This window comes from Buttiauxella sp. AC142, from assembly GCF_979253435.1.
The window spans coordinates 4,088,695-4,099,984 of the sequence record NZ_CEEDCH010000001.1 but is presented as its reverse complement, the minus strand read 5'-3'; the positions used below and the strand labels follow the sequence as shown (position 1 = coordinate 4,099,984).

Below are 11,290 nucleotides of genomic sequence, written 5' to 3'. Positions count from 1 at the left end.
CACCGCTTCACGAGTTGAAGCAAATCAAGCTTTTAATTGAAGAGTTTGATCATGGCTCAGATTGAACGCTGGCGGCAGGCCTAACACATGCAAGTCGAGCGGTAGCACAGGGAGCTTGCTCCTGGGTGACGAGCGGCGGACGGGTGAGTAATGTCTGGGAAACTGCCTGATGGAGGGGGATAACTACTGGAAACGGTAGCTAATACCGCATAACGTCTTCGGACCAAAGAGGGGGACCTTCGGGCCTCTTGCCATCAGATGTGCCCAGATGGGATTAGCTAGTAGGTGAGGTAATGGCTCACCTAGGCGACGATCCCTAGCTGGTCTGAGAGGATGACCAGCCACACTGGAACTGAGACACGGTCCAGACTCCTACGGGAGGCAGCAGTGGGGAATATTGCACAATGGGCGCAAGCCTGATGCAGCCATGCCGCGTGTATGAAGAAGGCCTTCGGGTTGTAAAGTACTTTCAGCGAGGAGGAAGGCATTGTGGTTAATAACCGCAGTGATTGACGTTACTCGCAGAAGAAGCACCGGCTAACTCCGTGCCAGCAGCCGCGGTAATACGGAGGGTGCAAGCGTTAATCGGAATTACTGGGCGTAAAGCGCACGCAGGCGGTCTGTCAAGTCGGATGTGAAATCCCCGGGCTCAACCTGGGAACTGCATTCGAAACTGGCAGGCTAGAGTCTTGTAGAGGGGGGTAGAATTCCAGGTGTAGCGGTGAAATGCGTAGAGATCTGGAGGAATACCGGTGGCGAAGGCGGCCCCCTGGACAAAGACTGACGCTCAGGTGCGAAAGCGTGGGGAGCAAACAGGATTAGATACCCTGGTAGTCCACGCCGTAAACGATGTCGACTTGGAGGTTGTTCCCTTGAGGAGTGGCTTCCGGAGCTAACGCGTTAAGTCGACCGCCTGGGGAGTACGGCCGCAAGGTTAAAACTCAAATGAATTGACGGGGGCCCGCACAAGCGGTGGAGCATGTGGTTTAATTCGATGCAACGCGAAGAACCTTACCTACTCTTGACATCCACGGAATTCGGCAGAGATGCCTTAGTGCCTTCGGGAACCGTGAGACAGGTGCTGCATGGCTGTCGTCAGCTCGTGTTGTGAAATGTTGGGTTAAGTCCCGCAACGAGCGCAACCCTTATCCTTTGTTGCCAGCGGTTCGGCCGGGAACTCAAAGGAGACTGCCAGTGATAAACTGGAGGAAGGTGGGGATGACGTCAAGTCATCATGGCCCTTACGAGTAGGGCTACACACGTGCTACAATGGCGCATACAAAGAGAAGCGACCTCGCGAGAGCAAGCGGACCTCATAAAGTGCGTCGTAGTCCGGATCGGAGTCTGCAACTCGACTCCGTGAAGTCGGAATCGCTAGTAATCGTAGATCAGAATGCTACGGTGAATACGTTCCCGGGCCTTGTACACACCGCCCGTCACACCATGGGAGTGGGTTGCAAAAGAAGTAGGTAGCTTAACCTTCGGGAGGGCGCTTACCACTTTGTGATTCATGACTGGGGTGAAGTCGTAACAAGGTAACCGTAGGGGAACCTGCGGTTGGATCACCTCCTTACCTGAAAGATACGAACTTGCGTAGTGCTCACACAGATTGTCTGATAGAAAACGAGCAGTAAAACCTTATAGGCTTGTAGCTCAGGTGGTTAGAGCGCACCCCTGATAAGGGTGAGGTCGGTGGTTCAAGTCCACTCAGGCCTACCAGATTCTCCGCTATCCTGCGTTACAGCATCACTCGCATATTTCAATATGCTTCGTGACGCTGCGCCTTGACTAGCGAATAATTCACGGTAAATCAAAGGTTTTACGAAATCGATGGGGCTATAGCTCAGCTGGGAGAGCGCCTGCCTTGCACGCAGGAGGTCAGCGGTTCGATCCCGCTTAGCTCCACCATCATTTCATGCTCACCCAATACTTCTAAGTGTACTGTTTAACAGTGTGCTGAGAAGTATTTGCTCTTTAAAAATCCGGAACAAGCTGAAAATTGAAACGACATGTCGTCTCATTCCTCCGTAATAAGGAATGGGAATACGATATGTTCGAGTCTCTCAAATTTTCACAACATCGATTGTGTCTCACGAGACATCTTCGGGTTGTGAGGTTAAGCGACTAAGCGTACACGGTGGATGCCCTGGCAGTCAGAGGCGATGAAGGACGTGCTAATCTGCGATAAGCGTCGGTAAGGTGATATGAACCGTTATAACCGACGATTTCCGAATGGGGAAACCCAGTGCAATTCGTTGCACTATCGTTAAGTGAATACATAGCTTAACGAAGCGAACCGGGGGAACTGAAACATCTAAGTACCCCGAGGAAAAGAAATCAACCGAGATTCCCCCAGTAGCGGCGAGCGAACGGGGAGCAGCCCAGAGTCTGAATCAGTTTGTGTATTAGTGGAAGCGTCTGGAAAGTCGCAGGGTACAGGGTGATACTCCCGTACACAAAAATGCACATGCTGTGAACTCGAAGAGTAGGGCGGGACACGTGGTATCCTGTCTGAATATGGGGGGACCATCCTCCAAGGCTAAATACTCCTGACTGACCGATAGTGAACCAGTACCGTGAGGGAAAGGCGAAAAGAACCCCGGCGAGGGGAGTGAAACAGAACCTGAAACCGTGTACGTACAAGCAGTGGGAGCCTCTTTTATGGGGTGACTGCGTACCTTTTGTATAATGGGTCAGCGACTTATATTCTGTAGCAAGGTTAACCGTATAGGGGAGCCGCAGGGAAACCGAGTCTTAACTGGGCGTTAAGTTGCAGGGTATAGACCCGAAACCCGGTGATCTAGCCATGGGCAGGTTGAAGGTTGGGTAACACTAACTGGAGGACCGAACCGACTAATGTTGAAAAATTAGCGGATGACTTGTGGCTGGGGGTGAAAGGCCAATCAAACCGGGAGATAGCTGGTTCTCCCCGAAAGCTATTTAGGTAGCGCCTCGTGAACTCATCTTCGGGGGTAGAGCACTGTTTCGGCTAGGGGGCCATCCCGGCTTACCAACCCGATGCAAACTACGAATACCGAAGAATGTTATCACGGGAGACACACGGCGGGTGCTAACGTCCGTCGTGAAGAGGGAAACAACCCAGACCGCCAGCTAAGGTCCCAAAGTCATGGTTAAGTGGGAAACGATGTGGGAAGGCACAGACAGCCAGGATGTTGGCTTAGAAGCAGCCATCATTTAAAGAAAGCGTAATAGCTCACTGGTCGAGTCGGCCTGCGCGGAAGATGTAACGGGGCTAAACCATGCACCGAAGCTGCGGCAGCGACGCTTATGCGTTGTTGGGTAGGGGAGCGTTCTGTAAGCCGTTGAAGCTGGACTGTGAGGTCTGGTGGAGGTATCAGAAGTGCGAATGCTGACATAAGTAACGATAAAGCGGGTGAAAAACCCGCTCGCCGGAAGACCAAGGGTTCCTGTCCAACGTTAATCGGGGCAGGGTGAGTCGACCCCTAAGGCGAGGCCGAAAGGCGTAGTCGATGGGAAACAGGTTAATATTCCTGTACTCGGTGTTACTGCGAAGGGGGGACGGAGAGGGCTATGTTAGCCGGGCGACGGTTGTCCCGGTTTAAGCATGTAGGCGGAGAGTTTAGGTAAATCCGGACTCTTATCTAACGCTGAGGTGTGATGACGAGGCACTACGGTGCTGAAGTAACAAATGCCGCACTTCCAGGAAAAGCCTCTAAGCATCAGGTAACAACGAATCGTACCCCAAACCGACACAGGTGGTCAGGTAGAGAATACCAAGGCGCTTGAGAGAACTCGGGTGAAGGAACTAGGCAAAATGGTGCCGTAACTTCGGGAGAAGGCACGCTGTCGGTAGGTGAAGTCCCTCGCGGATGGAGCTGAAGGCAGTCGAAGATACCAGCTGGCTGCAACTGTTTATTAAAAACACAGCACTGTGCAAACACGAAAGTGGACGTATACGGTGTGACGCCTGCCCGGTGCCGGAAGGTTAATTGATGGGGTTAAGCGCAAGCTGAAGCTCTTGATCGAAGCCCCGGTAAACGGCGGCCGTAACTATAACGGTCCTAAGGTAGCGAAATTCCTTGTCGGGTAAGTTCCGACCTGCACGAATGGCGTAATGATGGCCAGGCTGTCTCCACCCGAGACTCAGTGAAATTGAAATCGCTGTGAAGATGCAGTGTACCCGCGGCAAGACGGAAAGACCCCGTGAACCTTTACTATAGCTTGACACTGAACATTGAGCCTTGATGTGTAGGATAGGTGGGAGGCTTTGAAGTGTGGACGCCAGTCTGCATGGAGCCAACCTTGAAATACCACCCTTTAATGTTTGATGTTCTAACGTAGACCCGTGATCCGGGTTGCGGACAGTGTCTGGTGGGTAGTTTGACTGGGGCGGTCTCCTCCTAAAGCGTAACGGAGGAGCACGAAGGTTAGCTAATCACGGTCGGACATCGTGAGGTTAGTGCAAAGGCATAAGCTAGCTTGACTGCGAGAGTGACGGCTCGAGCAGGTGCGAAAGCAGGTCTTAGTGATCCGGTGGTTCTGAATGGAAGGGCCATCGCTCAACGGATAAAAGGTACTCCGGGGATAACAGGCTGATACCGCCCAAGAGTTCATATCGACGGCGGTGTTTGGCACCTCGATGTCGGCTCATCACATCCTGGGGCTGAAGTAGGTCCCAAGGGTATGGCTGTTCGCCATTTAAAGTGGTACGCGAGCTGGGTTTAGAACGTCGTGAGACAGTTCGGTCCCTATCTGCCGTGGGCGCTGGAGAATTGAGGGGGGCTGCTCCTAGTACGAGAGGACCGGAGTGGACGCATCACTGGTGTTCGGGTTGTCATGCCAATGGCATTGCCCGGTAGCTAAATGCGGAAAAGATAAGCGCTGAAAGCATCTAAGCGCGAAACTTGCCCCGAGATGAGTTCTCCCTGACCCTTTAAGGGTCCTGAAGGAACGTTGAAGACTACGACGTTGATAGGCTGGGTGTGTAAGCGTAGCGATACGTTGAGCTAACCAGTACTAATGATCCGTGAGGCTTAACCTTACAACACCGAAGGTGTTTTGGTTGAGAGACTAAGATATTTAATTTTCAGCTTGAACCGAGATTTTAAGTCAATGGTTGTGTGAACAGCATAACGGTTGATGAAACAGAATATGCCTGGCGGCAGTAGCGCGGTGGTCCCACCTGACCCCATGCCGAACTCAGAAGTGAAACGCCGTAGCGCCGATGGTAGTGTGGGGTCTCCCCATGCGAGAGTAGGGAACTGCCAGGCTCCAAATTAAAGTGTGCTGATATGGCTCAGTTGGTAGAGCGCACCCTTGGTAAGGGTGAGGTCCCCAGTTCGACTCTGGGTATCAGCACCAGTTTTTAGGTTTAAAGTTCGGCGCTGGATAAAGAATTTGCCTGGCGGCAGTAGCGCGGTGGTCCCACCTGACCCCATGCCGAACTCAGAAGTGAAACGCCGTAGCGCCGATGGTAGTGTGGGGTCTCCCCATGCGAGAGTAGGGAACTGCCAGGCTTCAAATAAACAAAAAGGCCATCCGAAAGGATGGCCTTTTTGTTATGGACTTTTGTCAGGAAAATAAGGCCACTATTGTGGCCTTTATCTTTGAATATCAATGAATAACCTGCGACAAGAAAGCTCTGGTACGCTCTGACTTCGGATGTGCAAAGAACTCATCGGGGGGCGCTTGTTCAACAATTTCCCCTCGATCCATAAAGATAACTCTATCAGCTACCGTTCGTGCAAAGCCCATTTCGTGCGTTACACACAACATCGTCATGCCAGATTCTGCCAGGCCAATCATCGTATCAAGCACTTCTTTAACCATCTCAGGATCGAGTGCAGAAGTGGGTTCATCAAACAGCATGATCTTGGGCTTCATACATAACGAGCGAGCAATCGCCACGCGCTGCTGTTGCCCACCAGAGATTTGTCCTGGGAATTTATGCGCGTGCTCGGCAATTCGCACGCGTTCCAGGTAATGCATTGCGAGTGCTTCGGCCTCTTTCTTGGGCATTTTGCGCACCCAAATTGGGGCAAGCGTGCAGTTTTGCAGTACGGTCAGATGTGGGAAAAGGTTAAAGTGCTGAAATACCATGCCAACCTCAGTCCGCACTTTCTCAATATTGCGCAAATCATCATTCAGCTCGGTTCCATCAACGACAATACGCCCTTGTTGATGCTCTTCCAGGTGGTTTATACAACGAATTGTTGTTGATTTACCTGAACCGGAAGGGCCGCATAGAACAATACGTTCACCTTGTTTGACCTTCAGATTAATATCTTTCAGTACGTGAAATTGCCCGTACCACTTATTAACATTCTCCAGCATGATCATCGCATCAGCGGGTTGCATAGTCATTTGGCTCATTTATTCATCCTCAGTGCGGTGCTCTTCCGGTGTTAAAACGTTTTTCAAGATGCTGGCTGTAGCGCGACATACTGAAGCAGAAAATCCAGTAGATAAGCGCGGCAAAAACATATCCTTCGGTCGACATGCCTAGCCAGGCGGGATCAACCGTGGCTTGTTGCACGCTACTGAAGAGATCAAACAAGCCAATAATGATCACCAGACTGGTGTCTTTGAATAGGGCGATAATGGTATTAACCAGGCCTGGAATGACCATTTTTAGGGCTTGAGGTAAGATAACCAGCCCCTGTGTTTTCCAGTATCCTAGCGCCAGAGATTCCGCCGCTTCATACTGCCCTTTTGGTAGCGCCTGTAAGCCGCCACGTACGACTTCTGCCACATAGGCCGACTGGAACAAAATCACACCAACCAATGCGCGGATCAATTTATCAATGCTTGTCCCTTCGGATAGAAATAACGGCAGCATGACGGATGACATAAACAATACGGTGATTAGCGGCACACCGCGCCAGAATTCAATAAACACCACCGACAAAATTCTGACGACAGGCATTGTTGAACGGCGGCCTAATGCCAATAAGATCCCCAGCGGCAATGCTCCGGCGATCCCAACGGATGCAATGATTAACGTTAAAGTTAACCCTCCCCACTGACGTGTTTCGACACGATCCAACCCTAAAAACCCACCGTACAATAAACCCCAAACAACTAATGGATAGACGACAGCCCACACCGCGATATAACGCCCCCGGCGCGGCATCGCATTCCAGAACATAGGAATGATGGAAGCCAGGCCAATCAAAAGCGCCAGGTTGATACGCCAGCGTTGATCATGAGGATAAAGTCCGTACATAAATTGCCCAAAACGTGCATGAATAAACACCCAACAAGCACCTTCTTTGGTGCAATCAGCACGGCTATCACCTATCCAGTTCGCCTGGAAAATCGTCCAGTTTAACAATGGCGGGATCAGCTTCCACATCATCCACAAACAGAAAATAGTCAGTAAGCTATTAGACCAGCTTGAAAAGAGATTCTTGCGTGCCCACTGCACAGCTCCGGACCGAACAGCTTTTGGGCGCGTGTGATGTGACATCAATACTTTTGTCATCGTGGTTCCTTAGCGCTCAATCAGGGCTATTCGCCGATTATAGATATTCATCAAGAGAGATATTGTCAGGCTGATAATCAGATATACCGACATCGTTATGGCAATAGTTTCAATGGCTTGACCCGTCTGATTCAGCACCGTTCCGGCAAATAAAGAAACCATATCCGGATATCCAATAGCGGCCGCCAGAGAGGAGTTTTTCACGATATTGAGATACTGACTCGTAAGCGGTGGAATGATGACGCGCATTGCCTGAGGAATGATGACCTGGCGTAATGTGACCGGGTTAGGTATGCCTAATGAGCGCGCCGCTTCGTGCTGGCCATAAGGCACTGACTGGATTCCGGCACGAATAATTTCGGCAATAAAAGCGGATGTATAAACCGACAATGCGAGAGTTAATGCCGCAAGCTCAGGAATAAGCACCATACCTCCGCGGAAGTTGAACCCACGCAAAGCTGGGACATCCCAGTGCAGTGCCGCGCCGAAAATCCATTGAGCAGCAATCGGCAGCAATATCAATAAACACAAAGCAAAGGGCCATGTACGGCGCAATTGCCCAGTTTTTATCTGGTGCATTTTGTTGTAGCGAAACAGGCCCGCAGAAAGGATCAATGCAGCCGCAATAGCAGCAATAAAGGCCAGTATTCCTTCACCTATTTGCGGAGAAGGGATGTAGAGCCCACGGTTGCTCAGAAAGAGAAGATCAAAGGCATTAACCGCCTGACGGGGGCCGGGTAAGTTGCGCAGTACTGCAAAATACCAGAAGAAAATCTGTAATAAAGGAGGGATATTGCGGAACGTCTCGATATAAAAAGTAGAAAGTTTGCGTAGAAGCCAGTTATCGGAAAGCCGGGCTAAACCGAGGAAGAAGCCGATAAATGAAGCAAACACGATGCATAACGCAGAAACCAAAAGGGTATTCAGCAGGCCGACCATAAACACCCGGCCATAAGTATCACCCTGCTCATAATCAATGAGATGCTGAACAATACCGAAGCCTGCGCTGCGATCCAGGAATGCAAAACCGGAGGTAATGCCACGATTGCTAAGGTTGGTGACGGTGTTGTGTATCAGGTAAATGGCAATGCCAGCGACGATGATGACCGCAATAATCTGATACAGCCACGCACGAACCGCAGGATTTGAAAAGGAGATATCTCCTTTTAGGAGTGGGCGGCGATGGGACATAAGCGAACCTCAATAACATGAACTCAAACCCTGGGCACTACCGCGGCAGTGCCCATTTTGACGTCTCGCTTAGCGAACCGGTGGTGCGTACTGAATGCCACCTTTATTCCACAGATTATTTTGCCCGCGCTTAATCTTCAGTGGGCTATCAGAACCCACGTTATGCTCAAAGATTTCAGCGTAGTTACCCACTTGCTTAACGATGTTATAAGCCCATTTGTTATCGAGCTTGAGGTCTTTACCGAAATCGCCTTCTTTGCCTAACAGATGCGCCATATCTGGTGTTGTCGGGTTAGCGGCCATCTGGTCAACGTTTTTAGAGTCAACGCCCATTTCTTCGGCATTCAGCATAGCGAACAGCGTCCAGCGTATGATGGAGAACCAATCTTCATCACCGCGACGAACTACCGGGCCAAGAGGTTCTTTGGAGATGACTTCAGGAAGAACGAGCCACTCGCCTGGCGTGCTCAATTTGATACGGAGGGCGTAAAGCTGAGACTGATCAGAAGCCAGCGTATCGCAACGGCCTGATTCCAGCGCTTTGGCTGATTCATCAGAACGGTCGAAGGTCACTGGGGTGTACTTCATGTTGTTGGCTTTGAAGTAGTCAGCCACGTTCAACTCTGTGTCTGTCCCAGCCTGAATACAAACTGTTGCGCCATCCAGCTCTTTCGCACTCTTCAGACCTGCTTTGTTGTGCGTCAGGAAGCCGATACCATCGTAATAAGTGACGCCAGTAAACATCATGCCCATGCCAGCATCACGAGAGGACGTCCAGGTGGTATTACGCGACAGAATGTCCACTTCGCCAGACTGGAGGGCGGTGAAACGCTCTTTTGCTGTCAGCGGGGTGTATTTAACTTTCGAGGCATCCCCAAATACCGCAGCAGCAACACCGCGACAAACGTCTACATCAATGCCGGTAAACTTCCCGTTGGCATCAGCATAGGAAAAACCTGGCAGGCCATCGCTAATCCCGCATTGCACAAAACCTTTCTTTTTTACCGCTTCAAACGTGGTCCCTGCGTGAGCATGGCCGACGATTGCGAATAATGCACCGGCTGCGACCAGAGTGGAGAGTAGCGTCTTTTTCATAATGCATCCTGTGTGGCGAAATTATCGTTATAAGTATTGGCGCTTGCGTGGCGCCGTTTTCCTGTCTGTGGCATCTGCCAGTCTTGTTAAAGCAAAGGGAGTGCCAAGATTGCGAGTCGCGGTATGCGTGTACCACTCGTCGCAGTTAGCTGAGTGTAGACAGGAAAAATCGCTCGCAGCGCCCTGAAACGGTGCAAAAATGAAACCTACGCCACATTTCAGCACAAAAAAGTTTCAGTTTTAGATCATATGAAAAGAAGTAGTTTCTGACGTTAATATTAGCTTGGGTGCTATTAATGTTGGGGTGTGAGAAGCATCACGGCTCTTGATGCAACAAAACAAAAAAGCACGAAACTGAGTGATTCGTTTCACGCTAAAAGGGCTGCAGGGGCGACCTAAAAAGGAAGGGGGGTATCTTTGCTTGCACTTAAAAGATGCAGAGGGATTTTCTCAATAAAAAAGCGCGCCCTGATTGGGCGCGCTTTTTGTAATTCGAACGGAATGCTTATTTAGTTAATGCAACGATACCAAGCGTTAAGCCTGCAATCGCAGCGGCACCACCGGCGATTGCGCCTGCGGTTTCCCAGTTATCCTGAGTCGTCCCTTTCATGCAGGTATTGGTGTGCACCAGGCGACCCTGATCATCATAAACAGGCACGCAAGGTGACTCGGTTGCACAACCTGCCAGAAGTGTTGAAAGCAACGCAGCAGCAATTAGCTTTTTCATTTGGAACCTCATTGAAGCAAACCCCGGTGAGGGATAACTCGCGCTGTGGGCTACGGGAAATCTACAAACCTGAACCGGCGTGAATATGGTGATTTTATCACCGTCATCACCCTTGCGAGAGAAGGGAATAATTGCAATTCATGTGCTGTGTAAACAAAGTGGAGAGAAGGGGGCAAAAGCAAATAAATGTGGAGAGAAAATGAATTTGAGCATTTTCGGATTTTAATCCGGCATAGCAAAGTAAAGTTATCGTGGTTCACACAGTGCTTCTCAAGGCGTGCCTATAATTCAACAGGCAACGCTTCCAGCCATGCTCGTTCTTGCACCAGCAGCAACCACTTTTCAGATTTAAAAGTGACCATTTCCTCAGGAAGCGTTCAGTGTGTCACAACTATTTAAAAGGGTGCTCACCCATAATGGTAACCTTTTAAATCATATGGTTAACTGAGGGAGTCGGTGCATGCACCGACTCGTTTAAAACATGGACAATTTTAAGGACAAGAATATGCCAACTGTCATTGAAAAAGCATTGGACTACATTGGCGGTATGAATACATCCGCATCAACGCCAGATTCTATGGACGAAAGTACAACTAAAGGAATTTTTAAGTATCTGAAAGAGTTGGGCGTACCGGTTAGTGCTGCCGATGTGACGGCTCGCGGTGATCAGGAGGGATGGAATACTGAGTTCACGAAAAAGGTGGCCGGTTGGGCTGAAAAAGTTGAGTCCGAAAATCGTATTGTTATTAAAAACCCTGAATACTTTTCTTCCTATATGCGGGAAGAACTCAGAGCGCTAGTGTGAGTTTCTA

Annotated in this window: 6 protein-coding genes, 3 tRNA genes and 4 rRNA genes; 8 read left to right on the top strand and 5 right to left on the bottom strand. The window is 50.1% G+C overall.

The window, feature by feature from the left end; genetic code table 11:
- Positions 1-33: 33 nt before the first annotated feature.
- The 7 genes from AC0IWZ_RS19035 to rrf (AC0IWZ_RS19005) all read left to right on the top strand — a co-directional run bounded on the left by AC0IWZ_RS19035 (position 34) and on the right by rrf (AC0IWZ_RS19005) (position 5,498).
- Positions 34-1,573, top strand: a 16S ribosomal RNA gene (locus tag AC0IWZ_RS19035).
- 69 nt (positions 1,574-1,642) lie between these two features.
- A tRNA-Ile gene (locus AC0IWZ_RS19030) sits at positions 1,643-1,719 on the top strand.
- A 113-nt stretch (positions 1,720-1,832) separates the two neighbouring features.
- Positions 1,833-1,908: transfer RNA gene (locus tag AC0IWZ_RS19025), tRNA-Ala, on the top strand.
- Positions 1,909-2,114: 206 nt separating this feature from the next.
- Positions 2,115-5,023: ribosomal RNA gene (locus tag AC0IWZ_RS19020) — 23S ribosomal RNA — on the top strand.
- Between the two features lie 113 nt (positions 5,024-5,136).
- Positions 5,137-5,252 (top strand): 5S ribosomal RNA (rrf, locus tag AC0IWZ_RS19015).
- Between the two features lie 15 nt (positions 5,253-5,267).
- Positions 5,268-5,343 (top strand) — tRNA-Thr (locus AC0IWZ_RS19010).
- Between the two features lie 39 nt (positions 5,344-5,382).
- Positions 5,383-5,498, top strand: a 5S ribosomal RNA gene (gene rrf, locus AC0IWZ_RS19005).
- The 16S, 23S and 5S rRNA genes sit together here with 3 tRNA genes alongside, the layout of an rRNA operon.
- A gap of 97 nt (positions 5,499-5,595) precedes the next feature.
- On the opposite strand, the gene AC0IWZ_RS19000 is transcribed toward rrf (AC0IWZ_RS19005), so the two are convergent.
- The 5 genes from AC0IWZ_RS19000 to AC0IWZ_RS18980 form a co-directional block, all read right to left on the bottom strand.
- Positions 5,596-6,354 (bottom strand): amino acid ABC transporter ATP-binding protein, encoded by a 759-nt coding sequence (locus tag AC0IWZ_RS19000; protein WP_034498941.1) that lies wholly within the window; start codon positions 6,352-6,354, stop codon positions 5,596-5,598.
- A 10-nt stretch (positions 6,355-6,364) separates the two neighbouring features.
- Positions 6,365-7,465, bottom strand: coding sequence for an amino acid ABC transporter permease (locus AC0IWZ_RS18995; protein WP_471678695.1), 1,101 nt, complete (start codon positions 7,463-7,465; stop codon positions 6,365-6,367).
- Between the two features lie 9 nt (positions 7,466-7,474).
- The gene (locus AC0IWZ_RS18990; protein WP_471678696.1) at positions 7,475-8,656 is read right to left on the bottom strand and encodes an amino acid ABC transporter permease; all 1,182 of its coding nucleotides are present in this window, start codon (positions 8,654-8,656) and stop codon (positions 7,475-7,477) included.
- Between the two features lie 69 nt (positions 8,657-8,725).
- Complete coding sequence (locus AC0IWZ_RS18985) at positions 8,726-9,751, bottom strand: amino acid ABC transporter substrate-binding protein (protein ID WP_471678697.1); 1,026 nt, start codon at positions 9,749-9,751, stop codon at positions 8,726-8,728.
- 505 nt (positions 9,752-10,256) lie between these two features.
- Positions 10,257-10,478, bottom strand: coding sequence for a hypothetical protein (locus tag AC0IWZ_RS18980; protein ID WP_034498932.1), 222 nt, complete (start codon positions 10,476-10,478; stop codon positions 10,257-10,259).
- 481 nt (positions 10,479-10,959) lie between these two features.
- On the opposite strand from AC0IWZ_RS18980, the gene AC0IWZ_RS18975 reads away from it, so the two are divergent.
- On the top strand, positions 10,960-11,283 hold the full coding sequence (locus AC0IWZ_RS18975) for a DUF1889 family protein (protein ID WP_072011214.1): 324 nt from the start codon (positions 10,960-10,962) through the stop codon (positions 11,281-11,283).
- Positions 11,284-11,290: the final 7 nt, after the last annotated feature.

What these genes read in the sequence shown, in the direction of transcription:
- AC0IWZ_RS18995 (WP_471678695.1), bottom strand. Translation starts at nt 7,465, where the DNA reads ATGACAAAAGTATTGATGTCACATCACACGCGCCCAAAAGCTGTTCGG.
- AC0IWZ_RS18985 (WP_471678697.1), bottom strand. Translation starts at nt 9,751, where the DNA reads ATGAAAAAGACGCTACTCTCCACTCTGGTCGCAGCCGGTGCATTATTC.
- AC0IWZ_RS19000 (WP_034498941.1), bottom strand. Translation starts at nt 6,354, where the DNA reads ATGAGCCAAATGACTATGCAACCCGCTGATGCGATGATCATGCTGGAG.
- AC0IWZ_RS18980 (WP_034498932.1), bottom strand. Translation starts at nt 10,478, where the DNA reads ATGAAAAAGCTAATTGCTGCTGCGTTGCTTTCAACACTTCTGGCAGGT.
- AC0IWZ_RS18990 (WP_471678696.1), bottom strand. Translation starts at nt 8,656, where the DNA reads ATGTCCCATCGCCGCCCACTCCTAAAAGGAGATATCTCCTTTTCAAAT.
- AC0IWZ_RS18975 (WP_072011214.1), top strand. Translation starts at nt 10,960, where the DNA reads ATGGACAATTTTAAGGACAAGAATATGCCAACTGTCATTGAAAAAGCA.